The organism is Acidovorax sp. GW821-FHT11A03 (assembly GCF_058809075.1).
In genome coordinates this window covers 608,365-634,713 of sequence record NZ_JBXASG010000003.1, presented here as the reverse complement: position 1 = coordinate 634,713, position 26,349 = coordinate 608,365, and the positions used below count along the sequence as shown (strand labels likewise).

General features: G+C 65.7%; 26 protein-coding genes. 13 read left to right on the top strand and 13 right to left on the bottom strand.

Annotated features, from left to right (window positions below; all coding sequences use genetic code 11):
* The first annotated feature begins 120 nt into the window (after positions 1-120).
* Positions 121-2,082: an AAA family ATPase gene (locus AC1RVY_RS10235; RefSeq protein ID WP_492806503.1), complete on the top strand. Its 1,962-nt coding sequence runs from the start codon at positions 121-123 to the stop codon at positions 2,080-2,082.
* A gap of 290 nt (positions 2,083-2,372) precedes the next feature.
* On the opposite strand, the gene AC1RVY_RS10230 is transcribed toward AC1RVY_RS10235, so the two are convergent.
* Together AC1RVY_RS10230 and AC1RVY_RS10225 are read right to left on the bottom strand one after the other, a co-directional pair.
* The gene (locus AC1RVY_RS10230; protein WP_492806501.1) at positions 2,373-2,852 is read right to left on the bottom strand and encodes a cupin domain-containing protein; all 480 of its coding nucleotides are present in this window, start codon (positions 2,850-2,852) and stop codon (positions 2,373-2,375) included.
* Between the two features lie 64 nt (positions 2,853-2,916).
* Positions 2,917-3,315 (bottom strand): tautomerase family protein, encoded by a 399-nt coding sequence (locus AC1RVY_RS10225; protein ID WP_094290820.1) that lies wholly within the window; start codon positions 3,313-3,315, stop codon positions 2,917-2,919.
* Between the two features lie 117 nt (positions 3,316-3,432).
* Between AC1RVY_RS10225 and AC1RVY_RS10220 the strand changes: the two genes are divergently transcribed.
* On the top strand, positions 3,433-4,383 hold the full coding sequence (locus tag AC1RVY_RS10220; RefSeq protein WP_492806500.1) for a LysR family transcriptional regulator: 951 nt from the start codon (positions 3,433-3,435) through the stop codon (positions 4,381-4,383).
* Between the two features lie 40 nt (positions 4,384-4,423).
* Here AC1RVY_RS10220 and AC1RVY_RS10215 read toward each other — a convergent pair whose 3' ends face one another.
* Positions 4,424-5,248, bottom strand: coding sequence for a TetR/AcrR family transcriptional regulator (locus AC1RVY_RS10215; protein ID WP_492806498.1), 825 nt, complete (start codon positions 5,246-5,248; stop codon positions 4,424-4,426).
* A 78-nt stretch (positions 5,249-5,326) separates the two neighbouring features.
* On the opposite strand from AC1RVY_RS10215, the gene AC1RVY_RS10210 reads away from it, so the two are divergent.
* Positions 5,327-5,839, top strand: coding sequence for a DUF6022 family protein (locus AC1RVY_RS10210; protein ID WP_218294334.1), 513 nt, complete (start codon positions 5,327-5,329; stop codon positions 5,837-5,839).
* The gene (locus AC1RVY_RS10205; protein ID WP_492806497.1) at positions 5,836-6,507 is read left to right on the top strand and encodes a DUF5701 family protein; all 672 of its coding nucleotides are present in this window, start codon (positions 5,836-5,838) and stop codon (positions 6,505-6,507) included. Before AC1RVY_RS10210 ends, AC1RVY_RS10205 begins: the two co-directional genes overlap by 4 nt.
* Positions 6,508-6,555: 48 nt before the next feature.
* Here the strand turns inward: AC1RVY_RS10205 and AC1RVY_RS10200 are convergent, their stop codons facing one another.
* On the bottom strand, positions 6,556-7,278 hold the full coding sequence (locus AC1RVY_RS10200; RefSeq protein ID WP_492806496.1) for a class I SAM-dependent methyltransferase: 723 nt from the start codon (positions 7,276-7,278) through the stop codon (positions 6,556-6,558).
* A 246-nt stretch (positions 7,279-7,524) separates the two neighbouring features.
* On the opposite strand from AC1RVY_RS10200, the gene AC1RVY_RS10195 reads away from it, so the two are divergent.
* From AC1RVY_RS10195 to AC1RVY_RS10175, 5 genes are all read left to right on the top strand, one after another.
* Positions 7,525-8,013, top strand: coding sequence for an Rrf2 family transcriptional regulator (locus AC1RVY_RS10195; protein WP_492806494.1), 489 nt, complete (start codon positions 7,525-7,527; stop codon positions 8,011-8,013).
* Positions 7,976-8,935, top strand: coding sequence for an NAD(P)/FAD-dependent oxidoreductase (locus AC1RVY_RS10190; RefSeq protein WP_492806492.1), 960 nt, complete (start codon positions 7,976-7,978; stop codon positions 8,933-8,935). The genes AC1RVY_RS10195 and AC1RVY_RS10190 overlap by 38 nt, the downstream gene beginning before the upstream one ends.
* A 200-nt stretch (positions 8,936-9,135) precedes the next feature.
* On the top strand, positions 9,136-10,014 hold the full coding sequence (locus tag AC1RVY_RS10185) for an AraC family transcriptional regulator (RefSeq protein WP_492806490.1): 879 nt from the start codon (positions 9,136-9,138) through the stop codon (positions 10,012-10,014).
* Positions 10,011-10,997, top strand: coding sequence for an alpha/beta hydrolase family protein (locus tag AC1RVY_RS10180; protein WP_492806488.1), 987 nt, complete (start codon positions 10,011-10,013; stop codon positions 10,995-10,997). The genes AC1RVY_RS10185 and AC1RVY_RS10180 overlap by 4 nt, the downstream gene beginning before the upstream one ends.
* A gap of 211 nt (positions 10,998-11,208) precedes the next feature.
* Positions 11,209-11,775 (top strand): P-loop nucleotide/nucleoside kinase family protein, encoded by a 567-nt coding sequence (locus tag AC1RVY_RS10175; protein WP_492806486.1) that lies wholly within the window; start codon positions 11,209-11,211, stop codon positions 11,773-11,775.
* Positions 11,776-11,787: 12 nt separating this feature from the next.
* On the opposite strand, the gene AC1RVY_RS10170 is transcribed toward AC1RVY_RS10175, so the two are convergent.
* On the bottom strand, positions 11,788-12,747 hold the full coding sequence (locus tag AC1RVY_RS10170) for a DMT family transporter (protein WP_492806485.1): 960 nt from the start codon (positions 12,745-12,747) through the stop codon (positions 11,788-11,790).
* 129 nt (positions 12,748-12,876) lie between these two features.
* On the opposite strand from AC1RVY_RS10170, the gene AC1RVY_RS10165 reads away from it, so the two are divergent.
* Complete coding sequence (locus AC1RVY_RS10165; protein ID WP_492255165.1) at positions 12,877-13,743, top strand: LysR family transcriptional regulator; 867 nt, start codon at positions 12,877-12,879, stop codon at positions 13,741-13,743.
* Positions 13,744-13,921: 178 nt separating this feature from the next.
* Positions 13,922-15,070, top strand: a complete 1,149-nt coding sequence (locus tag AC1RVY_RS10160; protein WP_492806483.1) for a zinc-binding dehydrogenase — start codon at positions 13,922-13,924, stop codon at positions 15,068-15,070.
* Positions 15,071-15,124: 54 nt separating this feature from the next.
* Here the strand turns inward: AC1RVY_RS10160 and AC1RVY_RS10155 are convergent, their stop codons facing one another.
* The 3 genes from AC1RVY_RS10155 to AC1RVY_RS10145 all read right to left on the bottom strand — a co-directional run bounded on the left by AC1RVY_RS10155 (position 15,125) and on the right by AC1RVY_RS10145 (position 17,002).
* On the bottom strand, positions 15,125-15,781 hold the full coding sequence (locus AC1RVY_RS10155) for a DsbA family protein (RefSeq protein ID WP_492806482.1): 657 nt from the start codon (positions 15,779-15,781) through the stop codon (positions 15,125-15,127).
* A gap of 3 nt (positions 15,782-15,784) precedes the next feature.
* A complete protein-coding gene (locus tag AC1RVY_RS10150) occupies positions 15,785-16,060 on the bottom strand; it encodes a hypothetical protein (protein WP_492806480.1) in 276 nt (91 codons plus the stop codon).
* Between the two features lie 75 nt (positions 16,061-16,135).
* Positions 16,136-17,002 carry an MBL fold metallo-hydrolase gene (locus tag AC1RVY_RS10145; RefSeq protein WP_492806478.1) on the bottom strand — a complete coding sequence of 289 codons (867 nt, stop codon included), beginning with the start codon at positions 17,000-17,002 and terminating at the stop codon, positions 16,136-16,138.
* Between the two features lie 128 nt (positions 17,003-17,130).
* Here AC1RVY_RS10145 and AC1RVY_RS10140 point away from each other — a divergent pair, with 128 nt between their 5' ends.
* Positions 17,131-18,039 (top strand): LysR family transcriptional regulator, encoded by a 909-nt coding sequence (locus AC1RVY_RS10140; protein ID WP_492806476.1) that lies wholly within the window; start codon positions 17,131-17,133, stop codon positions 18,037-18,039.
* Between the two features lie 228 nt (positions 18,040-18,267).
* Here the strand turns inward: AC1RVY_RS10140 and AC1RVY_RS10135 are convergent, their stop codons facing one another.
* The 4 genes from AC1RVY_RS10135 to AC1RVY_RS10120 form a co-directional block, all read right to left on the bottom strand.
* Complete coding sequence (locus tag AC1RVY_RS10135; protein ID WP_492806474.1) at positions 18,268-20,388, bottom strand: alpha/beta hydrolase domain-containing protein; 2,121 nt, start codon at positions 20,386-20,388, stop codon at positions 18,268-18,270.
* Between the two features lie 183 nt (positions 20,389-20,571).
* Positions 20,572-21,564 carry a Bug family tripartite tricarboxylate transporter substrate binding protein gene (locus tag AC1RVY_RS10130; protein ID WP_369642291.1) on the bottom strand — a complete coding sequence of 331 codons (993 nt, stop codon included), beginning with the start codon at positions 21,562-21,564 and terminating at the stop codon, positions 20,572-20,574.
* Positions 21,565-21,877: 313 nt separating this feature from the next.
* Positions 21,878-22,240 carry an AtuA-related protein gene (locus tag AC1RVY_RS10125; RefSeq protein ID WP_369642290.1) on the bottom strand — a complete coding sequence of 121 codons (363 nt, stop codon included), beginning with the start codon at positions 22,238-22,240 and terminating at the stop codon, positions 21,878-21,880.
* 14 nt (positions 22,241-22,254) lie between these two features.
* Positions 22,255-23,619: an acyclic terpene utilization AtuA family protein gene (locus AC1RVY_RS10120; protein ID WP_369642289.1), complete on the bottom strand. Its 1,365-nt coding sequence runs from the start codon at positions 23,617-23,619 to the stop codon at positions 22,255-22,257.
* A 106-nt stretch (positions 23,620-23,725) separates the two neighbouring features.
* Between AC1RVY_RS10120 and AC1RVY_RS10115 the strand changes: the two genes are divergently transcribed.
* Positions 23,726-24,619 carry a LysR family transcriptional regulator gene (locus AC1RVY_RS10115; protein ID WP_218294318.1) on the top strand — a complete coding sequence of 298 codons (894 nt, stop codon included), beginning with the start codon at positions 23,726-23,728 and terminating at the stop codon, positions 24,617-24,619.
* A gap of 81 nt (positions 24,620-24,700) precedes the next feature.
* Here the strand turns inward: AC1RVY_RS10115 and AC1RVY_RS10110 are convergent, their stop codons facing one another.
* Positions 24,701-26,347 carry an ankyrin repeat domain-containing protein gene (locus tag AC1RVY_RS10110; RefSeq protein WP_492806472.1) on the bottom strand — a complete coding sequence of 549 codons (1,647 nt, stop codon included), beginning with the start codon at positions 26,345-26,347 and terminating at the stop codon, positions 24,701-24,703.
* Positions 26,348-26,349: the final 2 nt, after the last annotated feature.

Genomic DNA, 26,349 nt, shown 5'->3' with positions numbered 1-26,349 from the left:
GTTTTTCTCCATAACTACCGTAAAAATTAGAAATTTTTCATTTTCTAAGACGAACACCAAATTGGAAATTCTCAAAAACCCTCTCTTCTCGCAATAACAAACAATCAAGCGAATATCACTATGAAAGTCAAAGAGATCTATCTAAAAAACTACGGACCTATCTCTGAAATTACCGTTCACCCAAAGGTATCCAAAAGCGGACATCATGTGCCAATCGCAATAGTTGGCCAAAACGGTGCTGGAAAGTCTTTAACATTGTCCTCTGTTCTTGATGCGATGACAGAGGCAAGGCGATCATCATTCGCTTCAATCCAAGAAGTTCCTGAAAATAATTATATAAAAGTATCATCAAAAAACTACATTCAAAACATAAAAAAATACAGTCATACACGCGTTCTTTTGTCAACAAGTGATGGCGATATAAGCTTTAACGAAGTTGTCTCGAAGCTCTCCTTTGAGGAATTCTGTAATGCCAATCCAATCCCAGATCTGCTTGATACGCTAAAGAATGACGAATTCAAAAACTCAGGCTTTTATAAAAATATAGCGATAAATGATATCCAAAAAAAATCCGTACAAAATTCGTTATTTCTATATTTTCCATATTTCCGCTATGAAATTTCATCTTGGATGAACGATTTAGCAAATGTCAATTTTATTAAAAGTGACAACCACTACGGAAAATCAAAATTAAACCCCATTCGCACAAACATTATCGAGGAAACAAAACGCTGGATTCTCAACGTTCTGCTTGACCGGGAGCTGTATGAACGAAGGATAGGCCCACCAGTAGCGGGCTCCGCACTGCCAACGTTTCTCGGCTACCAGGGACCAAACACCAAGCTATTTTCACTAGTGAACGAAATAGTTTCCACGATGCTAAGTGCAAAAAATCCCAAAATCTCAGCCGCGAGAATTGGAGTAGGTCGGAAAGGAAATCGCGAAATAGCTGTAATGGCAACAAAGCTGGGCGAGCAGGAAGAGGTAATTGCGCCCGATATCTCGCAAATGTCGTCTGGAGAACTTATGACTCTCGGGCTGGCAACTGAAATTATTAGATCCTACGAACTAATAAAAGGCGCCCCTCCAGAGAATTTAGATGAAGTTTCAGGAGTTGTGCTAGTGGATGAAATAGACCTTCATCTCCACGTTAGCTTCCAAAAAGCAGTCCTTCCAAAAATCATTAGAAAATTCCCCAACGTTCAATTTATACTTACTACTCACTCCCCGTTTTTTCTGCTAGGCATGTCAGAAACCGGCCCAATTGACATTTATAACATGCCAATTGGCGCAAAAATAACACCAGAGGAATTCGAGGAATTTCAGGCCAGTTACGATGTATTTATGCAGAAAAACGAGCAATTCCGAATTCAATACGATCAGTTAAAAACCCAAGCCGACACTGAAACAAAACCTCTCATAATTACAGAAGGAAAAACCGATTGGATTCACATGAAATCCGCACTGAAAAAATTAAAATTAAATGGGAAATTTCAATCGCTTGATATCGATTTTTTCGAGTACAAAGAAGAGATTGAAATGGGCGACACCCGACTAAGCCAGATGTGCGAACACATATCCGCTATACCACAGAGAAGAAAAATGATTTTTGTCTTCGACCGTGACAATCCTTCTATTAACAAACTAATGTCAGGGCACCCTGAAAGCTTCAAATCTTTAGGAAATAATGTCTATTCGATGTGCCTTCCAGTACCAGATCATCGAAAAGAGTACAAAAATTTGAATATCGAACTTTATTACACAGAGGACACGTTACATTCGTTCGACCCCGCATCCAACAAGCGTCTTTGGTTTTCAAACGAAATTGAAATAGTAACGCGACCAACTTCAGGAAACAAAATATATCGAACCATATTTCCACCGAATCCGGAAGATGAGCTAGGAAAAAAGGTTTTTGATCAACCAGCCCACCAAATCGTCAATGAAAGAAATGAGCCAGTCGGTCTCTCCAAAGCAGCCTTTTCAGAACTCATTGCAAAAGAAAGCATTAACACAAATGCCAGCGATATGGAATCATTCATAAAACTATTCTCGGTAATTGAAAATATTTCGACGACCTGAACTCCGTTGCATAATTCAGAGGCAGCTGATTCGCACATCACTGCACCCCGGCCCCGCGAAGAGGGCTGGCTCGGGTCCACACCATAAAACCCCAGCCGGGGTGCGCCCGCGCCATATCCTCCAAGTCCAGTCCAGCGTCACCGCAGTACGCGACGGCGGGATCGGGGGATTTGCTATCTAATTTATAGCCATCAGCGCTTTACCAGTAAGCGGTTAGCCTGTTTCTAACCATATTTTCGCGGGATATGTGCTTGCCCGAGCTGCACAGAGTGCCTCGCCCGGCTGAGCCTCTAGCAAAGATCCCGCGGCACCACCCCCCCCACAGCTTCGCACCACCGGTGGTAATCCACCCGCCGATCAGCCGTGCTGATCCGCTGCAGCACCGTATGGTGCGGCCCCAGGTATTCCACGCTGCCCTTGACCACCACATGCACCAGCAGCTCTTCGGTACCCGTCGCCTCCCACCAGTCCACATTGCCGGCGGGCTCGTGGATGTAGTCGCCCGGCCGCACCACGCGGCCGTCGTTCAGGCGGCGCTCGCCCGCCAGCGTCAGGGCGTGCACTTCGTCCGTGTGCCGGTGCAGGCCCAGCCGCGTGCCGGGCGACAGGCGCATCAGCTCCACCCAACCGGCATCGTCGGGCAAGAACTGAATGGGCAGGGACCACTTGCCTTCGCCTTCGGGTATCCAGTCCGTCAGGCCCGCGCGCTCCAGCGTCTGGGCCACGATCACATCGGCAAGATGGTTGTTCGTTGTCGTCATCGTCGTCATGTCGGTGCTCCTGGGTAAGTAGCTACTGGTTGATGGCTTGCTTGATTGCTAGATTGCTTATTGCTTATTGCTCGGGATGCTGGTGGCGGTATTCCTGCGTACGGCCGCCAAAGCCGTATGCGGCGGCGCGCACGTCCTGCACGTAGACATAGCTTTCGGGGTGCAGCGCGCCCAGCAGGCCCTCGAAGGCTGCGAACGCCTCGGCGATGTAGCGCGCCTTCTCGGCCTTGGTGTTGGTCTCGTCCACCACCTTGACGTCGAAGTAGAAGCTTGATTGCTTGAGGTCGGCCAGCGACCGGCCGGCGACGTACCAGTCGGCCGGGTCCACAAAGGTGATGACCACGGCCGTGAGGTCGCGCCGCTTGCCGAGCACGCGGGTGGTCAGGTCCAGCAGGGTTTCTGCAATGCGGGCAGACAGCTCGGGCGTGCGTTGGGCAGACACTTTGACGTTGAGGATGGGCATGGAGGGCTCCTGTTGAATGCATGGGATTGAACGAGCCTTCACTGTAGAAATTGCGCCCCGCCACGGAAACCGCCGGTGGCGATAATGGCTTTTGCTCCGCACGCAAAGGCGCGCACGATGAAAAATGAACCCCGCTCCTTCCTCCCCGATCCGGCCGACCTGCGGTGGCTGGTGCGGTCGCTCGACCTGCGCTCGTTCTCTGCAGCGGCGCGCGAGATGGATGTGGCGGTGTCAGTCGTCGCGCGCGGTGTGGACCGGCTGGAGGCCGGCTACGGCGTGCGCTTGCTGCGCCGGTCCACACACGGTCTGTCGGCCACGCCCGAGGGCGCAGAGCTGGCGCAGGAAGCGCGTGCCTTGCTGGCGCAGCTGGAGGACATCGGGGCATCGCTGTCGGACCAGCGCAGCCGCGTGGCGGGCACCTTGCGCCTGGCCTCCAGCCAGGAGATTTGCGAGGCGCTGGTGCTGCCCCACCTGGCAGACCTGCAGGCGCGCTACCCCGCGCTGCGGGTGGAGCTGCTGGCCGATGACCGCGTGGCCGACCTGGTGACAGAGGGCATCGACGTGGCACTGCGCACCACCGTGGGCCACAGCGACCTGGTGGTGGCGCGCGCGCTGGGCCGGTTCGAGCGGCGCCTGTACGCGGCCCCGGAGTATTTGCGCCTGCACGGCACGCCCGCCGACCCCAGCGATCTGCAGCAGCACCACACCGTCACGCACACCGCACAGGGGCCGGCGGTGACCTGGGCATTTCTCAATCCACGCGGCAACGCACAGGGCAAGCCGCTGGAGGTGACCGTGCGCTCGCGCCTGGCTGCCAGCAGTTCGGCCCTGGTGCACCACGCGCTGGTGGGCGGCGCGGGCATTGGCATGCTGTCGTGCCCGCTCGCGGCGGCCGATGTGGCGCAAGGCCGGTTGGTGGAGGTGCTGGCGCCTTTTGCTTCCCGCACCGTGCACACGCTGTACGCGGTGTCGTCACCGGGCCGGCGCAATGCGGCCAGGGTGAAGGCGGTGATTGATTTTCTGGTGAAGGCGGCTAAGGACCGGTGGGCGCTGGCGCCTGTGCGTTGAAGGTGTATTTACGCAGCCCGCTGGGCGGGGCGTGGGTGCGCTAACGCGATCCGTGTCTTCCCGCACCCCCACCCTGCTCTTTTGCCACCTGCAGAGCAATCCCATCAATCAATCGATCCAGCCCAAACCCAAAGCTGCGCGCGGGGTCCGTAGGGCCGCCGTACGCTGCGCCTGCCGCTGCGCCCACCCGCACGGCCAGCGGGAACAGCTCGGGCTGCAGCAAGCGTTCCAGATGCGCCGCATGGGCGGCCCACCACTGGGCGTCTGACTGACCGGTTTGCGCTTCGGCGGTGGTGGCTTCGGTGGCGCTGCGGGCGCTGCCGCGCACGTAATCGGACACCACGGCAATGACGAGGTCCATGTCCAGGTCTGACAGGCCCGCGCTTTCAATGGCGCGCAGTTCCCGCTCGTACTTGCGAATGGCGTGGGGGCCCAGAGACGGGCGCTGCAAGGCCACTTGCAGCATCCAGGGGTGGTGGCGGTACAGGTTCCAGGCATCGGTCGCCACCGAGCGCAGGCATGCCTGCCAATCTGCGCCGCTGGGCAGGTCGTCCGGCAGTTGCGCGTAGACGGCCTCCAGGACCAGTTCCAGCAGGACGTCTTTGTTAGGCAGGTAGCGGTACAGCGCCATGGGCGCCACGTCCAACCGGGCACCCAGGGCCCGCATCGAGAGCGCGGCCAGGCCACCTTCGTCGGCCAGTTCCAGCGCAGCAGTTCCGATCAACGTGGCAGACAGGCTGCGTTTGGGGCCGCGCCGCGCGCTCTCGGGGGCGGGGGTGGCGCCCCACAAGAGATTGAGGGTGGTTTCCGGGTCGGCCTGGCCGGGAAACGATACGGGGGATGGGCTGCCGGTTTTCTTGTTCATTTGTTGACAGTGTACGCTGTTCAGTGAATGATATGCGTACATCGTACACACAAAGGAGTCAGATTGCGGACCTTGACCATGCCTTCCATTGACACCAGCTCCATTGAGCGGCTGGGCGAAACCTCGGCCGCGTGGCTGGCTTGTGCCTGGCAGCCCACCCAAAACGCCCACGAAGCCCGGCTGCAGCACGCCTTTGCGCGGGCTGGCGAGCGAGCGTATGGCCTGTACCTGCGGCTTTTGTTCAGCCCGCTGGCGCGGGCAATGCGCGCGGCCGGGCTGGCCGTGTACCCGCCCCTGCCGGGTGGCCTGGCCGATTCGCGCGAGTGGGGCCTGGCGGACGACAGCGAGCGGCAGCGCTGGTTTTGGAGCTGCGTGGTGCGAGAGGACGACGAGGCGCCGCTGGGCACGCTGGTGACGGTGCTGCACCACGACCACACGCGCTTTCGGCTGCCGCAGCCGGTGCAGCTGTTTGCATTGCCCGTCGCGCGTGCGGCGGTGGTGGAGCAAGAGCTGGGGCGCATGAACGGGGCCTTCGCCGCTGCAGCGCCCTTGCGGTTGCACGCGGCGTACGGCGCAAAGGCGCAGCCATGAACGCCGCGCTGTCCGCACAGATCGACCGGCTGGTGGCGCTGGGCATTCACCACACGCTGGGGCTGCCTGCGGAGGACTTTCGCCAAGCGCTGGCGCCGCTGCTTGACCACCTGCCGCACGCCCCCGGTGATGCGGGCGTTGGTACGCCAGGCGCTGCAGACATTGATGCCGGCACGGCCGACGCCGTGATCGTGATCAACACCCCCGCCCTGCCCGCCCGGCAACTGCTAACCCTGGTCAGCCGCAACGGCAAGGCGGCCATGGAGCGCCTGCACCCCAGGCAGCCAGAGGATTTTTGCCCCACGCGCGACATTGCGATGCCCGCGGGCGAGGCGTACCTGTTGCTGGGCGTGGACCGTGGCAACGCCACCTTGAATGCCGTGCCCAGCGATGCGCAAAAGCGTCTGGCGGCGCAGCAGCGCTCGCCGATCACTGTGGAGGAAGGCATTTGCCTGCTGCTGCAGTGGCCACAGTTTCTGCAACCCAACCACTGCTTCATGATGCTGGGCTCGCGCTGCGGGGACCGGCGCGTGCCCGCGCTGTGGTTGAGCAACCAGCACCCACGGCTGGGCTGGTGTTGGGAAGGCAACCCGCACACGTGGCTAGGCTTTGCATCCTGCCGGGGCCGCAGCCCGGGGGTAGCGCTGCAGCCTGTTTTTGCTACCTAGCAGCGCGTGGCCGGGCTGCGGAATGCCCCAGGGGGCGACTTGATCAGATCACGCGCGCGCCACCCAACCCCTGAACGCAAACCCCATGTAAAACATCTGCACATCGCTGAACCCGGCCTCGCGCAGAATTGCCTCATCCTCCTCTGGCGTCAGCACCGCCAGCTCTGCAGCAATCTTGTCTCGCGCCCTGGCCGCATGCTCCGGCGGCACGCCTGACGCCACCTGAAACGCGGCATAGCGCGACAGCCACAGGTCGCGCTCCCCTGCCCCGCCCTCGCCAGCGGGGCCTGAACCATCCGCCACGCTCAGATGCGCCACGACTAGCGGCGCGCCGGGCTTTAACCGCCGCCGGATTTCCACGGCCATCGGCACCCGATCCTCGCATGCCACAAAGTGCAAAGTCAGCAAACACGTCGCGCCATCGAACGGCCCGGCCGGTGCGCTCTGCACATAGCCGTGGTGCAGCGCCACGCGGTCGTTTGACACACCTGCGCTCTGCAGCTGCTGCGCGGCCAGGTCCAGCATGGGCTGGCTCGGGTCCACGCCGTCGAACCGCCAGCCGGGGTGCGCCCGCGCCATGTCCTCCAGCTCCAGTCCGCCGCCTGCGCCCACCACCAGCACCCGGCCGTCGGCGGGCACGCGCTCGGCCAGCAGGATGCGGACCATGGGCAGCAGGCTGTCGTAGCCGGGCACGTTGCGGCGGGGGCCTTCGGCGTAGCGGGCGACGGCGGCGGGGTCGGTGAAGGGGGACGTGGTGGTGGGATGGGTCATGGTGTGGGGTGCGGTGGGTATGGCGTTTTGCGGTGCTGGTAAGCGGAGGGCTTGCCGGGCTGCGCAGGGTTTCGACAGGCTCAACCCGAACGGGTGGGGGTGTGCGACAGGGGCGAAGGAATCAAGCCAAATTGGCACATTACGCTTATCCATCAAGCGCTAGCAGCTATCAATTCAGTAGTATTCCGTGAGCCCGCCAGCGCTCTTTCTGGGCCCATGCTAACATCACGCAACTTTGAATGTTGCATGAAACGAGATAGCCGCCTTTCCAACGTCCTCCACGCGCTGCTGCACATGGCAGAGATGGATGGCCCCGCCACGTCCGAGTCGCTGGCGCAGGCCATGCAGACCAACCCTGTGGTGGTCCGCCGCCTGATGGCGGGGCTGCGGTATGCGGGTTTTGTCTCGTCGGCCAAGGGGCATGGCGGGGGGTGGGTGCTGTCGTGCCCGCTGTCCGAAGTGACTCTGCGCGACATCCACGAAGCGCTGGGCGCGCCCACGCTGCTGGCGGTGGGCAACAGGGTCGAGAGCCCGGGCTGCATCGTCGAACAGGCCGTCAACCGCGCGCTGACTGACGCTTACCAAGCCGCCGAAGAGGTGCTGCTGGCCCGTCTGGGCGAGGTGACGCTGGCGCAGCTGTCGGCCGAGTTTCATGAACGCATGGTGGCCGGGTGCCACGGTCACAAGGAGATTTCTCATGGCGACAGCAGCAATGACAACAACCCAGGCGTATGAGGTGATCGTGATAGGCGGCAGCTTTGCCGGCCTGTCGGCCGCAATGCAGCTGGCGCGGGCCCGGCGGCGCGTGTGTGTGGTGGATGCGGGCCAGCCGCGCAACCGGTTTGCCGCCGCGTCGCACGGCTTCTTCGGGCAGGATGGCGAGCCGCCGCTGGCGATGATCGAGCAGGCGCAGCGCAAGCTGCTGGCCTACCCCACGGTGGCGCTGCGCCAGGGCACGGCCGTGTCTGCGACGGCGCAGCAAAGCGCGGGGTCGCCGGCGAGCGGCTTTGCCGTGGTGCTGGACGATGGCACGCACATGGAGGCTCACAAGCTGGTGCTGGCCTTTGGCGTTCAAGATGGCCTGCCCGACATTGTGGGCCTGCGCGAGCGCTGGGGCACCAGCGTGCTGCACTGCCCGTATTGCCACGGCTACGAGTTTGCGGGCCAGCGGCTGGGCGTGCTGTACCACTCGCCGCAGTCGGGCATGCACGCGCAGCTGATCGCCGACTGGGGCCCGACCACCCTCTTCCTGAACGGCGACACCACGCTGGAGCCCGCCGAGCACGAGCGGCTGCTGTCGCTGGGCATTGCGGTGGAGCCTGCGCGCATTGCGGCGCTGGAAGGGCCGGGGCAGGCACTGCACGGCGTGCGCCTGCAGCCCCATGGCGCCAGCGACACGCGCCTGGTGCCTCTGGACGCGCTGTACGTGGCCGCCGCCACGCGCCCCGCCAGCCCGCTGGCAGAGCAACTGGGCTGCGAGATGGACCCAGGCCCCATGGGCCCCTGCATCCGCACCGATGCCAACAAGATGACCACGGTGCCCGGCGTGTACGCCGCAGGCGACGCCACGCTGATGCGGCACAACGCCACGCTGGCGTCGGCCGAAGGGGTGCTGGCGGGCGTGGGGGCGCACCAGGCGCTGGTGTTTGGGCAATAAGAGCAGCTAACAAAACTCTTCTGGCGTTGTTGCCGCGTCTTGTCGTACTGCTCGTACTGCCTGCGACGCAGCGCCTAGCCAGAACCGCTTCGCTGATTTTTGTTAGCCGCTCTAAGTAGCGCAGCGCTGCCGCGGCACCAGGCCACAAAGTAGCAAGATCGGCTAAGTACGGCGCGCAAGCTGCGGCACACTCTGCGGCCATGAGCCTGGACCAGAGCGCCGATCAGCATTACCGCAACCGCGTGGCCCGCGTGATCGCCCACATCGTGGCGCACCCGCTGGCAGCGCATCGGCTGGAAGACCTGGCCGCCATTGCCCACTTTTCCCCTTTCCACTTCCACCGCGTCTACAGCAGCATTGCGGGCGAAACCGTGGCCACCACGGTGCGCCGCGTGCGCCTGGCGTTGGCCACGCGGCTGCTCGAACAAGGCGGGCAGAGCATCACCCAGGTGGCGATGGAGGTGGGGTACGACAGCCCGCAGGCCTTTACCCGCGCGTTCAGCCAGTTCACCGGGCAATCGCCACGGGCATTCCAGCGGGATATGCACCGCCTCATCCTTGATCCAGGCGCCGCAGACGCGCATGCAAACGCGCACGCAAAGGCCGAGCAATCGCTGGCCGTGCAGATCGTTGAGCGCCCGGCGCAGCGCCTGCATGCACTGCGCCACCACGGGCCGCCATCCACCATCCCCCACACGCAGCGGCGGCTGTACCTGCAGTGCGGCCAGCGCGCAGCCCACCGGCTGGGCGCATCTTGCGGTGACCCGCAGGACGTGGAGGGCGGCGGGTTTCGCTACTACGCAGCGGTGGTGCTGCCAGAGCAGACCTCGGTGGCAGATGGCGGGCTGGAACTGCTGGACATCCCGGCAGGCCTGTATGCACGCCACACGCTCACCGGCCCCTACACGCGCATCAATGCGGCACTGGCGGCCATCCACACACGCTGGCTCCCCGCCAGCGGCTATGAGCCGGACGACCGCCCCACGCTGGAGCACTACCTCAACTCCCCCCGCAACGCCGCGCAGGCGGACCTGCGCACCGACCTGCTGATTCCCATCCGACCCACCACATCCCCATGACCCGTTTTCGCTGGCTCTTTCGTTCCCTTTTGCCCGCAGCGCTGTGCTGCGCCGCCACCCTGGCCCACGCTGCAGGCTTTGCCTTTGTCGAGGTGCCCGCAGACAAGGACGGGCCCGCGCTGCGCGGCGCCGTGTGGTCGCCCTGCAGCGCGCCGCCGGGCCGCATCGACCTGTCGCCGCTGGTGCTGCAAGGCACGCGGGACTGCCCCCTCACCGGCCAAGGCCTGCCGTTGATCGTCATGTCGCACGGCGCGGGCGGTTCGGCCCTGGGGCACCACGACACGGCGGCCACGCTGGCCGAGGCGGGCTATGTGGTGGCCGCTATCAATCACCCGGGCGACAACTTTCAGGACCTGAGCCGCCAGGGTCACCTGTCGGCCTTTGCCACGCGGCCCGTGGACATGAAGCGGCTGACGGACTACATGCTGGGCGCGTGGCCCCAGCGCGCGCAGCTGGACGCGGGCAAGGTCGGTTTCTTCGGCTTTTCACGCGGCGGCTACACGGGCCTGGTGGCCATCGGCGCCGTGCCGGACTGGACGTCACGGCAGGACCTGTGCTCGCCACTATCCACCCGGCCCTTGTGCGGCGAGATCCGGCGCAAAGAGATCCCCACCACGCCCGCGCCGGACCCGCGCATTCGGGCGGCAATCATCGTCGACCCCTTGAGCGTGTTCGATGCCAAAGGCCTGGGGCAAGTCAAAACCCCCGTCCAGCTGTGGGCCTCGGCACTGGGCGGCGATGGCGTCACGCTGCAAAGCGTGGAGACCGTGCGCCAGGGCCTGCCCAGCGCGCCCGAGTGGCATCTGGCGGCCAACGCGGGGCACTTCGCCTTTCTGGCGCCCTGCTCGCCAGCGCTGGCCGAGGCAGTGCCGGGCATCTGCCGCGATGGCGCGGGGTTTGACCGCGTGGCCTTTCACCAGGTTTTCAATGCGCAGGTGCTGGCGTTCTTTCAGCGGCACATCGCGGCAGCCAAAGCGCCCTGACGGCAGGCTGGAATTCGTCGCACCCACACGGCCCGTGGGTTGACGCTGCGCGCGCCAGCCACCTACACTGCCAACCTCGCATCTGATCCTTGGAATCGGAGCGAACCGCAAAGCCCTCCACCACCGTCGAGGGCTTTTTTTCGTCCGCCCGATGGAAAGCTCTCCCTGCCTGCAGAGAGGGCTTTTTGCATTTTTGGAGCCCTTTCTCATCATGCACTCCGCTTCGACACACACCACCCCCGCAGCCGTTGCAGGCACCGCCCCCCGCATTCATCTGGTCATCGGGCCGGTCGGCGCGGGCAAGTCCACCTTCGTGCGTCAACTGGTGCAGCATCACCGCGCCGTGCCGCTGAACCTGGACGACTGGATGGCCACGCTGTTTTCGCCGGACCGGCCCGATACCGCCGATGTGATGGCCTGGTACGTGCCCCGCACCCTGCGCTGCCTGGAGCAGATCTGGAAAACCGCAGAAGCCGTGCTGGCCGCGGGCAACGATGTGGTGCTGGAGGCGGGCCTGATCCAGCAGCACCAGCGCGACGCCTTTTATGCGCGCATGGGGCCGTGGGCTGACGCGATGACGGTGTACCTGCTGGACGCACCGCGCGAGGTGCGGCGCGAGCGCGTGTTGCGGCGCAATGCCGAGCAGGGAGAGACGTTCTCGATGGTGGTGCCCCCGCACATCTTTGAGCTGGCCAGCGACCTGTGGCAGCCGCCCAGTGACGCGGAGTGCGCCGAGCGGTCGATGGTTTTTGTGCCGATGACTGAGCGGCTGCGCTGAGCTGTCGGGCCATCAGCCCGATTGGGCAACAGCAGCCCAGCCCGGCCGCCGAATCGTCCACAGCGCCGCGGCCATCAGCCCCACGCCCGCCAGTTGCACGGGGCTGAGCGTGCGCCCATACACCGCCCAGTCCACCAACACCGCCGTGAGCGGGTACACGAACTGCAGCACCGCGATGCGCCCCAGCACCAGGCGCGCCATGCCGGCAAACAGCACCACGTAGGCCAGGCCGGTGTGCAGCACCCCCAGGCCCAGCAGCCAGCCCCAGGCTGCACCCTGCTGCGGCCAGCCCAGCACGAAGGGGGCCCAGGCCAGCGCCACCGCGCCCACCAGGCACTGCCACAGCGCCATGGCAAAGGGGCTGATGGTTTTTTGCGTGTTGGCAAGCAGCGTGACGCCGGCGTAGCACAGCGAACCGCCCAGGCACATCAGTACCCCGGCCATGTAGCCGCCACTGCTGCTGGCCGCAGCAGCCGCTGTGGTGCCGTCCAGCAGGCCGGTGGTCAGCACCAGGCCCCCCAGCGCGGCCAGGGTGGCCAGCCACTGCGTGGGCGAGACGGCTTCGCGCAGGAACAGCGCGCCGAACACGATGACCCAGATGGGCTGGATGTGAAAGATCACCGTGGCCACGGCGATGGAGGTGCGCGGGATGGCCGCGAAGAACAGCGCCCAGTTCAGCACCATGAGCACGCCCGTGGCGCAGGCCACCCAGCGCGCGCGGCCGTTCAGCAGCAATTCACGCCCCCGGCCCGTGGCCAGGCACCAGGCCAGCAGCGCCAGCGCGCCGAACGCGCAGCGAAACCACACGGTGACCAGCGGGTGCTGGCCCGCCTCTTCCACGAACACGCCGATGGTGCCCAGCAGCACGCCACCGGCGATGAGCAGCCACTGGCCGTCCCGCTCGCGCGCGTTGCCGGGCGTGGGGGCGTTGGCAACAGTGGACGGCGCGGCGATGCTGGCTTTGTGGTTCATGCGGTCGATGCTCGAAGATTGCCGCTTTGGTGTAAAGCGCATAGTTCGAAGAGCTACCATTCGATAAACGAATCACCGCAAAGCCATGGTCTGGCTTGGCGGCATGCCCCACCCACAAGGACACGCCCCATGAACCACCCGGATTTCCAGATCGACTGGCTGCGCGCCTTCGTGGCGGTGGTCGATGCAGGCTCGCTCTCGGGCGCGGCGCCGCTGGTGCACCGGTCGCAGTCGGCGGTCAGCATGCAGATCAAGAAGCTGGAGGCCGCGCTGGGCCGCCCGGTGCTGCTGCGCGGGCCGCGCCACCTGGAGGTGACCCCCGCCGGGGCCGAGCTGCTGTCGTACGCGCGCCGCGTGCTCGACCTGCAGGCCGAGGCGCACACGGCGCTGTTCGGCCCGCAGCTGGCCGGGCGGGTGCGGCTGGGCGTGCCGGACGACTACGCATCGACCTACCTCACGCCGGTGCTGCGCAGCTTTGCGCACCGCTACCACGGGGTGGAGATCGAGCTGACGTGCGAGCAGTCCACCTCGCTGATCCCGCGCCTGGGGCGGGGCGAGCTGGACCTGGCCCTGGTCTCGCGCGACAAGCCGCAGCGCGGGCGCTTCTTGTTCCACGAGCCGCTGGTGTGGGTGGGCTCGCCGCAGCTGGAAGTGTGGCGGCGCGACCCCTTGCCGATTGCGGTGTATGAATCGGCCAGCCTGGCCCGCATGGCGACGATGAAGGCCCTGGCCGCGCGGCGGCGGGCGCACCGCATCGTGTACCACAGCTCCAGCCTGGCGGGGCAGCTGGCCGCCGTGGAAAGCGGCCTGGCCGTGGCGGTGCTCACGCGCTGCAGCGTGCCCGCGCATCTGCAGATACTGCAGGACCTGCCGGCGGAGTTCGACCTGCCGCCGCTCGATTCGATGGACGTGGCGGTGCTGCGCAGCAAGGTGTCGCTGCGCTCGCCGGCGGTGGATGCGATGTACGAGCAGATGGTGCGCACGCTGGGGGGTTGACGGCGCGTGGAGGGACGCGGCCTGCGTGCCGGACTGCACGGCGGTACCCAGAGCAACCCTGCCGCCGCAAGGCACTTGCGCGACCGTGGCTGCGGCGCAATCCAGTTCTAATGTTCGGCACCGGGCCGCGCCCTTGGAAAAAGGGCGCGCCCTTCTTCCTTCCCACCGAAAGCCACCCATGACCACCACCGCCACCATCCCCGCGACCGCGCTGCAACTGCGCTCGCTCGTCCAGCCCGACGGCACCTTGCAGATCAGCCTGGAGCCCACGCCCGTGCCCACGCCGGGGCCCGACGAGGTGCTGATCCAGGTGCAGGCCACGCCCATCAACCCGTCGGACATCGGCCTGCTGCTCGGTCCCGCCGACCTGGCCACCGTCCAGGTATCCGGCAGCCCTGACCGGCCGGTGGCGACCGCCCGCATCCCCGAACGCGCCATGCCCGGCATGGCCGCGCGCATCGGCCAGAGCATGCCGGTGGGCAATGAAGGCGCTGGCCTGGTGGTGGCCGCAGGGTCGTCCCCCGCCGCGCAGGCGCTGCTGGGCCGCACGGTGGCGGTGATCGGCGGCGCCATGTACGCGCAGTACCGCGCCATGCCAGCGGCGCAGTGCCTGCCGCTGCCCGAAGGCACCACGGCGGCCGAAGGCGCATCGTGCTTCGTCAACCCGCTGACCGCGCTGAGCATGGTCGAGGCCATGAAGCGCGAAGGCCATACCGCGCTGGTGCACACCGCCGCGGCCAGCAACCTGGGCCAGATGCTGCTCAGGATCTGCCAGAAGGACGGCATCGGCCTGGTCAACATCGTGCGCAAGCCCGAACAGGCGGCGCTGCTGCGCGGCATGGGCGCGCAACATGTGTGCGACAGCAGCGCGCCCACTTTCATGGCCGACCTGACCGACGCTCTCGCGGCCACGGGCGCCACCATCGCGTTCGACGCCACGGGCGGCGGCACGCTGGCCGGGCAGATCCTGCAGTGCATGGAAGCGGCCATCAACCGCAAGGCGCAGGAGTACAGCCGCTATGGCTCGGCGGTGCACAAGCAGGTGTACCTGTACGGCCACCTGGACACGCGCCCCACCGAGATCCAGCGCACCTTTGGCATGGCCTGGGGCGTGGGCGGCTGGCTGCTGTTTCCCTTCCTGCAGAAAATCGGTGACGCGGCGGCCCAGGCGCTGCGCGCGCGCGTGGCGGCCGAGCTGAAAACCACGTTCGCCAGCCACTACGCGCGCACGGTGTCGCTGGCGGGTGCGCTCAGCGCCGATGCCATCGCCTTCTACGGCGCGCGCAACACGGGCGCCAAGGTGCTGATCGATCCGTCGATGGAATAAACCGGGGCGCCGTGCGCACGGGGCTGCCCGCCAGCATCAGGCGGGGGGCGGCCATCAGGCCGCGGCAGCCGCCCGCACCAGATCAACCAGCCGCTCACGCGGCCCCAGCAGCGCATCGCCACCGAGCAGGCGCAGCGCACCGCCCTGCCCCGCGACCACCAGTTGCGGCACACCCCGCGCGCCCACGGCGCGCAGCACGGACTGGGCCTGGGCCACGCGCTCGGCCAGCAGCTTGCGCAGTGCCGCCGCATCGGGCCCCCGTGTGAGCGCGGCGGCGTCGCTCAGGCCCAGGGCGGTGAGCACATCGGCCAGCACCCCGGGTTCGGCGGTATCGCGGCCGTCCACGTAGCGGGCGTGCTGCAGCGCGTGCAGTGCCTCCAGCTCGCGCCCGGGCGCGGTCCGGGCCACGGCGGTCAGCGCCAGCGTGGCGGGGCCCGAATCGAAGCGGCCATCCGCCGCGCCCAGAATGTGGTCGCGATAGGCCTGCGTGAAAGGCTGCCCTGTGAGCTGCTGGATGCGCTGGTCGTTGCTCCATGCATAGGCGGCAAATTCCGCGTCCATGGGCCGTGCGCCAGCGCCTGCAAACAGGCCAGTGGGCGCGAGCGAGACCTGGACGCCGTCCACGCCCTGCAGGTGTTTCAGCGCGGGAGCGGCGGCGTAGCACCAGCCGCACAGGGGGTCGAACAGATAGGTCACGGAGATGGCGGACATGGATCAGGGGCTTTCAGGGTGGGTGGGGGGATGTGCGGATGTGGCGAGCGCGGCCTCGAAAAGCGCCAGCTCTTCAGCCAGCGTGCCCCGGCTGCGGAAATGGCGGCCGGCCCGGTCGTACCAGTTCTCGGCGTCTTCCAGGTCGCCTTCCTGCAGATGCAGGATGCCGTGCAGCCAGGCCGCCAGCATCGAGCCGTCGTGCTGCACCAGGTCGTGCGCCGCGTTCCAGCACCCGGCGTGCAGGTGCTGCAGGATGGGCTGGAGGGGGTGCGAGGTCACGATCTGGTCCTTTCAAACAAACAGTGGCTGCCTGCATGCCCCCTCAGAGGGTTGGAGGCCAGCCGGTGGGGTGGCTTACCACTTCATCTCGCCCTTGTTGACCTTGGCGCCAATGTCCAGCGACAGGCCCATGGGCGCGGCGGGGTAGGCCTTCTTCATCGCGTCGATGAGTTCGGCGCTGGTCTTGGTGGCCGCGGCATGCTTCTCGAAGGCCTGCAGGTAGCCCTTGGTGTAGGTGATGTTGGCAGCATCGAGCGTGCCACCGGCGGGCATGTGGCCGGGTACGACCACGGTGGGCTGCAGGGCGGCCATTTCGTCGAGCTGGGCCACCCAGGCGCTGCGCTCGGCCACGGTTTGCGTATCGGCCGTCCACACATGGGTGTTGGTGCCCGACACCGCGATGTTGCCCACGACGGCCTTGATGGACGGGATCCACGCATACGGGCGGTGCGCCAGCAGGCCCGTGGTGCCACGGATCTCGACCGCCTGGCCGTCCACGCTCAGCGTGTTGCCCGCAAGGGCCTTGGGCAGCACGGGCGTGCGCGGTGCGTTGGCGCCCATCTTGGGGCCCCAGAACGAGAGCTTGGTGGCCAGCTTGGCGTTGATCTTCTCCAGCACGGCGGGGGTGGTCACCACGTCGGCCCTGGGGAAGATTTCCTTCAGCGTTTCCACGCCGAAGTAGTAGTCGGGGTCGGCCTGGCTCACGTAGATGGTTTTCAGCTCCTTGCCGGTGTCGAGCACGTTGGCGGCAATGCGCAGCGCGTCGGCGCGGGTGAAGCCGGCGTCGATGACCATGGCTTCCTTCTCGCCGTAGACCAGGGTGGAGTTGACGTTGAAGCTGTTGCCGTCGGCGTTGTAGACCTTGACTTGCAGGGGCTGGGCAGCCTGGGCGCCGGTGAAGGCGACGGCGAGGGTGGCGGCGATGAGGGTGGTGCGGAACATGGCGGTTTCTCCAGTGTGTTGAAGGGGTTGTGAGGGGTTGGCGTTGATGTCGAAGCGAAGTTTATTTGCGCCAATCGATCCAATAAACCCCATAAAATGCGCATATTTGTTGCACCAATAGAGCAAATATGGACCGCCTGACTGCCATGCGGGTGTTTGTGGAAGTGGCCACCAGCGGCAGCTTCAGCGCCACGGCCGACCGGCTGGAGATGTCGCGCGCCATGGTCACGCGCTATGTGGGCGAGATGGAGCAGTGGCTGCAGGCGCGGCTGTTGCAGCGCACCACCCGCAGCGTGACCCTGACCGACGCCGGCGAGCACTGCCTGCGCCGTTGCCAGCAGATGCTGGCGCTGTCGCAGGACCTGGAGGAAGAAACCGCCACCACCACCGAGGGCGCGCTGCGCGGGCAGCTGCGCATCACCTGCAGCGTGTCGTTCGCGTTCGCGCAGATGGGCGCGGCGATTGCGGATTTTCTGGCCCAGCACCCGCTGCTCAAGATTGATCTGGACGCGAGCGAGGGCTCGTTGAACCTGGTGGAAAAACGCATCGACCTGGCCATCCGCATCAGCGCCGAGCCCGACCCGCTGCTCATCGGTCGCCCCCTGGCGCGCTGCGATTCGGTGCTGGTGGCATCGCCCACGTACCTGGCCGCGCATGGCACACCGCAGGTGCCCGCCGACCTGGCGCAGCACCGCTGCCTGAGCTATGCCAACTTTGGCAAGAGCGTATGGACGCTGACCCGCGATGGAGAGACGGAGCGCGTGGGCGTCTCAGGCCACTTCAGCGCCAATGAGGCCACCACCCTCATGCGCGCCGCGCTGGCGGGCGGCGGCATCGCGCTGCAGCCCACCTACCTGGTCAACCCGTATCTGCACCGCGGCGAGCTGCTGGCGGTGCTGCCTGCGTGGAGCTTGCCGGTGATGACGATCCATGCGCTGTACCCGTCGCGCAGGCACCTGTCGCCCGCGGTGCGGGCGCTGCTGGATTTTTTGGTGCTGCGGTTTGAAGGTGTGCCGTGGCAGCAATGCGCCGGCTAGAGAAATGCTACTTTTTTGATAGCTATTGACGCTGGTGGATCAAGCGCTGCAGGCTGTTTTTTGCTTGATTTTCGCGTGGAGCTCGAACGCACGGCGGCATTCTTGCCCCTCGCCCCTCGCCCCTCGCCCTTCGCTCTTGCGGGAGAGGGGCTGGGGAGAGGGGGCCATCGCCCAGCAGCATGGCAGCACCAGACCTACCGCCCGCCCCCGCTCCCCGGCCTCATCACCTCACGGCAGCACTGCAGCCGCCTTCGCACGCGCAATCTGCAGGTCCGCATCGCGCTGCAGCAGCAGGCGCTGCGCGACCAGTGTGTTGGCGGCCTCGGTCACGGCCGTCACGTAGCCGTCTTGTGTGCCATACAACTCTTCCAGCGACGGCCGCGCATCGCCCGCCGCCAGCCGCGCGGCCCGCGTCTTGTGAAAGGGAATGAAGCTGCCCGTGAGGTTGGCCAGGTCGGTGATGCCGGGCGTGGCGACGTAGTTGAACTCGATGCTGGTGCCCAAGGGTGCACGCGCTTCCACGCTGCGGATGCCGGCGCGGGTGAGGCCGGTGGATGCATCGACCTGCGGCACCATGATCGCGTAGTCGCGGCCCAGGTTGCGCGGGGGCAGGATGGTGGCGATGCCCGATTCGTCCTGCGGGATGTACTGCGTCCCGAAGTCGAACAGCGGGAAGTTGTTGTACAGGCCCCGGTAGCTGAAGTCAGGAATGGCGGTCTGCACGCCGCCCACCGCCCAGGTCAGCCCCTTCATGGCCGGGAAGGCCAGCGCCTCGGGCCGCACCAGCGTGCCGTTGTCGATGCGCGGCACCTGGCTGGCGGGCGGCTGCGTGCCGCGCACCACCCAGTCTTCCAGGTTGAGGAACAGCGCACGGAAGGTGTCGTTGAACTGCACCACCGTGCCCGTGGGGTAGGTGGCGCGCGTGGGCGCATACGCGATGCTGGCCGTGCCCCCTGCCCCGCCATGCTGGGTGCTGGAGTAGTAATAGATGCGGGCATTGTCGGGCTGCGCCAGGTCCTTGGTGCCGTTGGCGTCGGTCAGCACGGGCGAGCCCTGCAGCTGCCAGAACTCGGTGCCCGACAGGCCCAGGAAGAACCTGGGACAGGTGTTGGTGGCAGCGCAGCGCTTCATCACCCCGCCCTGGCGCCCGCTGATGTCGTCCATGTAGTCCTTGTCCAGCCCGCGCGGCGCCGTCTGGCCGAAGGCCGTGTGGTCGGTGCGCAGGCCCCCGCCGCCACCGGGCACGGCAAAGCGGGTGTTGATGTGCGTCTGGCGCGCAGCCACGTGGGCGAACATGCCGTCGAACACCTTGCCGCCATCGAGCGCCTGGTTGAAGCCCAGGTGCAAGAACGTCTTCATCGCGTTGCCCGACTGCGAGGTGCCCTGCCCCAGCGTGTGTGTGATGCGGCCGCCCAGCGGGTTGGGGGTGCCCGACGAGTCGGCCGCCTTGTTGCGGAAGAAACTCACCGTGTCGCGCAGCGCAGCCAGGCCCACGCCCATCACTTTGGGGTCTTTGGCGACGTAGACCAGCTCGTACAGATAGGCTGGGTCGAACCCGCCCTTCAGGCACACGCTGGTGGGGCTGGGCGTGCCAGGGAAGGCGTTGGTGCCTGTGTCGCAGGTGGCGAACTTCCAGTCGCTCGCGGGCACGGACACGCGCGCATCGGTCTCGTTGGCGCGGCGGGTGAGCGAGTAGCCGGGCTGGGTGTTGTCCAGGCTGGCGGGCTCGTACGGAATCATGGTGCCGTTGAACACGCCGCCGGGCAGCGTCATTGCGGGGCTGGCGGCCGTGGGCACCAGCTCGGCGCGGTAGGGGCCGGTGATGCTGCTGCCGTCCTTGTTCTTGGCCACGGGCACCGTCACCGTCAGGCGCGCGGCAGTGCTCTTGGGCACATCGCCCTGCCAGGCCGAATACAGCATCACATAGCCGCGCTCCAGGTACACCGCATCGCTGGGCGTGGCCGTGGGGTTGAGCATGGTGAGGATGTTGCCGCGGTTGGGTGCGTCGTAGCGCAGCACGCCGCTGGCCTTGGCCATGTTCTTGGGCTTGAGCATGACGAAGTCGGCCTGGTACTCGACCATGCCGTTGGCGTTGGTAGGCGCCAGGGCCAGGTCCTGGATGACGGCGTTCTTGGGGTCCTTGGGGTCTACCTCGCCGCTGATGGTGCCGGTCACGCGCTCGTATTCGCCCACGGCGCCATAGGTGCCCGGAAAGGCCTCGGTGGCGGTGATGGCCAGCTTGAGCGCGGGGCCCTTGGGCGCATCGTTGCTGGAACCCCCGCAGGCCGTGATGGCGGCTGCAGCGGCGGCCGTGAGCGCGAGTTTTCCGAATGCACGAAAAGGTTTCATGGTGTCTGTCTCCTTGGATGGATGGTGGTGCGGGCCGCTGGAACGGCTCTGGAACAAAACGGCAGCGTCTGTTGCGCCGCGCGCGGGCAAGGCTTCGCCCAGACCTGCCGGCAAAGGCAGGCTGCGAGAAGCAAAAAAAGAATGAAACGGCCCGGTGGGTGGGCCTGTGGGTGGGCCGGTGGCTTATTCGGCCTCGATACCGGCGGCCTTGATCACCTTGCCCCACTTCTGGGTTTCGGCGGCCTGGAACTTGGCGAGTTCATCCGGCGTGGTCGTCCAGGCTTCGGAGCCGGCGTTGTCATAGAAGCTCTTGGCCGCGGCGCTCTTGGTGGCGGCGGTCAGCAGCTCGTTGAGGCGCGCCACCACCGGTGCGGGCGTGTTGGCCGGCACGTATGCCGCAAACCAGTAGCCCATGTCGTAGCCCTTCACGCCGGCTTCGTCCAGCGTGGGCACGTCGGGCAGTTGCGCGCTGCGCTTTTGGGTGGAATAACCCAGGGCCCGCAGCTTGCCCGCCTTGACCTGCGGCACGCCGGTGGAGGTGTCGGTGATCATCAGGTCGATCTGGCCGCCCAGCAGGTCAGTGATGGCCAGCGGATTGCTCTTGTAGGGCACGTGCAGGATGTCCACCGCCGCCAGTTGCTTGAGCATCTCGCCCGCCATGCGGCTCGATGAGCTGCCGCTGCCGAAGCTGAGCTTGCCGGGGTTCTTCTTGGCAAAGGCCAGCAGCTCGCCCACGTTCTTGTACGGCGCGCTGGCGTTGACCACCAGCACCTGCCCGCCCTTGCCCAGGCCCGTCACGGGCGCGAAGTCCTTCACCGGGTCGTACGAGAGCTTTTTGTACAGGTGCTCGTTGGCGGCGTGTGTGGTGTTGGTGGTGATGAGCACGCTGTAGCCCTCCGCCGCAGCCTTGGCCACGGCCGACGCCGCGATCATGCCGCTGGCGCCCGCCTTGTTGTCGATGACCACCGCCTGCTTGGTGTCAGTGGTGATGGACTGGCCCAGCGCGCGCGCCAGCTGGTCGGTGGCGCTGCCGGCCGCGAATGGCACGACGAAGGTGATGGGTTTGGCGGGGTAGGCACCGGCCGCCTGGGCCAGCGCAGCAGGGGCGTGCAATGCGCACAGCGCCATTACGGCGGCAGTGGCGAGCAGAGCGCGGCGGGGGGATGAATGGGTCATGTTGTCTCCTGGTGTTGGTATGGATGGAAAAGCGAAAGGGGAGGTCTAGGGCCTGTTCACACTATTTTTGCCATTGCGAAGGCAGCCCCAGCCACGCCAATCTAGGCGCGTGACGACGCCAAGGCCGGGGCCTTGGCTAGGAACGCAACGACGAGTGGCGTGGCTGGGGTTGCCTTCCCTTCGGGTTGCGAAGCAAACAGGCCATCCGCTGTGTTGCCAATCCTCGCTGGGGCCGCACCCCAGCTTCGTTTGGCGCCTAGCGCCTGGCCTGTTTGCTTCGCAACGCATCTGGCAAAAATAGTGTGAACAGGCCCTAGGCCGTGGGACCGCCAAAGTGTGGTGCCAGATGTGCGGGCACGGTGACGGGCATATCGAGCAGCAGGTAGCTCAGTGCCTTGCCGTGGCTGTCGAGGTTGAGCGCGTCGTTCACGCCACCGTCGAGCACGTCGTCCAGCACGAGGTTCATGGCCTGCAGCTGGGGCAGCAGGTAGCGCGTGACCTGGCGCGGGCGGCGCTGCGCAAACTGCTGTGCCACGGCGGCCTCGGTGACTTGTTCGACCAGCACATCCCACAGCGCGGGGTGCCAGGCGATGACGCTGATGTTGGAGCGGTTGCCCTTGTCGCCGGTGCGGCTATGAGCAACTCGATAAAGCGGAACGGTGATGGTGGTTGTCATGGTGTGGGTACTCCTCAATCCACCATCTCAAAACGCACGGCCACCGCGTCGCGCGGCACCAGGCACGACACCGTGCCCAGGCGGGGCCGCATGGCGGTGCGCACCCCGCCGCCACCCGCAGGCCCGCAGGTGTAGAGCGCGGTCACCTCGCGCACAAGGCGCTGGGCGCTGGCGTGGTCGCGGTGCTGCAGGGCCACGCGCAGGCGCACATCGCGGGCGTGGGCACCTGCGTCTGCAGGGGCGTCCAGCCACCGGCTGGTGTCGTCGCCGAAGATGCTGGTCACGCCGATCAGGTCGATGCGCAGCGGGCCCAGGCCGCTCAATCGCTCGCGCAGCACCTCGCCCGCCAGGCGCGCGCGGGCTTCGGCGCGCGGGCCGGCGTAGGAGATTTCCCCCTCGGCGAACCAGCCGGATTCAAAGCACACGTTGACCTTGAGCGTGGCGGGCCGGGCATGGCCCTGCACGCCTTCCAGCCGCACGGCGTCGGTGCCCACGGCCTGCACGCGGGCCTGGGTGATATCGGCCACCACGTCGGGCGTGAGATACGCCGCAGGGTCGTGCAGCTCGTACAGCAGTTGCTCCTTGACGGTGCGCTCGTCGATGCGCCCGCCGGTGCCGGGCGGCTTGGTGATGGTGCAGTGGCCGTCGGCGTCGATCTCGGCGATGGGGTAGCCCAGTTGCGCCAAGCCTTGTACATCCTTGTAGCCAGGGTCGGCAAAGTAGCCGCCCGTGACCTGCGCGCCGCATTCGAGCAGGTGCCCGGCCATGGTGGCGCGGGCCAGGCGGTCCCAGTCGTCCGGGGCCCAGCCGTAGTGCGCCAACGCCGGGCCCAGCACGAGCGACGGGTCGGACACGCGGCCGCAAACCACGATGTCAGCCCCGGCGCGCAGGGCATCGGCAATGGCCTGTGCGCCGATGTAGGCGTTGGCGCTGACGATGGGCTCCGTGGGCATGGCGCTGCCCAAGGCGCCTTGCAGCAGCGCGCGGTGCTCGGGTCCGCTCAGGTCGTCGCCCTGCAGTACGGCAATGCGCGGGGAGGCCAGGCCCAGCTCGGCCGCCAGGGCGTGGATGCGGCGCGCGGCGCCGTGCGGGTTGGCGGCGCCAAAGTTGCTGACGATGCGCACGCCGTGCGCCAGGCACTGCGCCAGCACGGGGCGCAGCAGGTCCACCAGCAGGGGTTCATAACCTGCATCCGGGTCAGTGCGGCGCGCCAGTTGCGCCAGGGCCAGTGTGCGCTCGGCGAGGGTCTCGAAGATGAGCACCGCAGGCTGGCCGCTGGCGATGAGCGCCTGCACCACGGGCAAGGCCGCGTCGGTGCGGTCACCCGAGAAGCCGGCGGCGCAGCCCACCAGCAGTTTGGTTTTTTGGTCGTTCGGCATGAATCCGTTGTCTCCTGACCATGAATGTAGGAACATGGCTGTATTCTGTGAAATCGATTGTTCTGATGAATCCATCTGATATGCAGATGAATCATTCAGCCCCACCATGAGCGCCCCTCACCTCTCCAGCCGCCAGTTAGACGCCTTCCTTGCGCTGGCCGAGCAGCGCAGCTTCACCCGCGCCGCCACGTTGTGCCACTTGTCGCAGCCCGCGTTCAGCGCCCTCATCCGCGCACTGGAGGACGACCTGGGCCTGCGCCTGTTCGACCGCAGCACACGGCATGTGGACCTCACGCCCGAGGGGCAGAACTTCCTGGAGTCGGCCCGCCGCATCCGCGCCGAAATCACCAGCGCCCTGGCCGCCGTGCGCGACACGGCCACGCTGCAGCGCGGGCGCGTGGCCGTGGCGCTGCTGCCCTCGCTGGCCGCGGGTTGGCTGCCGGGCGTGCTGGCGCAGTACCGCGCGGCGCACCCGGGCATCGAGATCGACATTGCCGACGTACTGTCCGAACCCTGCATCGAGCGCGTGGCCAGCGGCCATGCCGACTTTGCACTGGCCGCCATCCGCGCCGACACCCCCGCGCTGCAGGCCGAGCCGTTCTGCAGCGATGACTTCTATCTGGTGTGCCCCGCCGACCACCCGCTGGCGCGCAGGCGCAAGGCCATCACCGCGCAGGACCTGGCCGCCTGGCCCTTCATCCACCTGGCGCGCACCAGCAGCGTGCGCCAGTACCTCGAGGCCGCCCTGCACCCGCAGGCCATGCACACGCTGATGGAGGTGGAGCAACTGGCCACCGTGATGGGCATGGTGCGCGCGGGGCTGGGCATCAGCGTGGTGCCGGCGCTCACGCTGTTCCATTTCGAGCAGCCGGGGCTGGTCACGCGGCCGTTGTCGCTGCCCGGGCTGACACGGCAGATCTACCTGGTGCGGCGGCGCGACGAGAGCCTGTCGGTGGCGGCGCAGGCGCTGTATGCGCTGGTGATGGTGCAGCGGCCGTGATGGAAGCCAGATATTTTTGCTACTCTATTGATAGCTTTCAGCGCTTACGGGTAAAGCCCCAAATCTGGATTTCGATCAAAATCAGGCCGCGAGCAGCTTCTGGGCCGTCTTATTGCGCTTGGACACGGCCAGTTGCAGCGGTGTGCGGCCCTGGCGGTCGCACTGGGTACGGTCCGCCCCCGCTTGCAACAGCAATGGGATGCAATCGGTCGCCTTGTACAGCACCGCCTCATGCAGGGCATTGCCACCGTGGTACAGCGCCCTGTTGGGGTTGGCACCGTGGGCCAACAGCAGCGCGACCTTGGCTTCAGACAGGCCGTGGATGGCCCACTCCAGGGGGGTGTGCTGCGCATCGGCGGGTGGCTCGGCGGGCAGGCCGAGCGCCAGCACCATCTCCAGCAATGCCACAGGCCGGTCCACGATGCGGCTGGTGAAATCGTGCATGCAGCTGTTGGCGGCATCCAGCCAGGCGGCGTCGCGCGTGGGGAATGCCTCGGGTGCGCTGCGCTGCACCAGGTATTGCATCGTGGCCACGTCCGTGCCTTCGTGCTTCGTGAGGGATTCCGCCAGCAAACGGGGCTGTGGGATTTTGTCGATGCACATCAGCGCATGGTCTTGCGGCCGCCACAGCCGGTCCAGCGCGTGGCCATTTCCTCCATCCACTGCACTGCTCAGCAACTGCTGCCGGTAGGCCTCGTCCGGTGGGGCCTGCGCCAGCAGTTCATCGAGGCGCGCATGGTCGTGGTACCAGATCGCGCTGCGTTGCTGCTCCGGGGTGTCGTACTCCAGCGCGTGTTGCGGCCAGATCACCCGGCCACCGTGCGCGACCAGAAGATCGCGCAGCGCCTGGTGCACGCCCCCGGCCAGGGCCGAATCCCCGTGCTGGCTCACGGCGTTGACCTCTGCGCCCCGCTCCAGCAGCCATTGCGCGGCCTGCACGGCCATGGAGGCTGGCTTGCTCAAATAGTGTGTGGCATCGGCCAGTTGCATCAAGGGCGTGTGCCCCTCGTCGTCCACAGCGTTCACATCCACGCCAGCGTCCACCAGCGCCTGCATCAGTGCAATGTCAAACGCATACGCCGCGCAATGCAGCGGAAACACGGGCAAGGTGAAGCTGGGCATGAGAGTGACCAGCGCCAGTGGGTCGGGTCGCGCCCCGGCTTGCAGCAGGGCGATGATGGCGTCGGTGGGCAACACGCCGCTGGCCTTGCCTGCCTGCGGCGTGAGCAAGTGCACGATGAGCGGCCGGTGGTACAGCACCGTGTTGGGGTCCAGGCCATGGTGGTGCACCAGGTTCAAAACCTCGCCATATTGTTCTTTGGAGAGCCACTGGTGCACTTCTTCCAGCGGGTCCAACTTGCGCACAGCAGCCTCAAACTGCTTGCGCGTGACGGATTTGGGGCCGTTGAACCACAGGCCTTCCGCCTTGGGGCCGTTGTGGCATTCGCAGCTGAACAGCTTGGCGCCCCGCTCCATCAGGCCCGGTGGCCACTCGTTGGCGGCCAGCAGGTTCCACGGCCCGAGGATGGCCAGCTCGGCACACAACTCGGCAGCCCCCGCGAACTCGAAAGAGGCACCCGCATCGCCGCCCAGGCCCAGCATGGCGCCCAGCACGGGGGCCTGTTCCTCCAGCGGCAGATCAGCGGTCGCCTGCGCTTCGGCGGCCCAGGCCGCGGCCTGGGCGCGGGATGAGAAATAAACGGTGTAGTGAAGACGAGACTCAGACATCA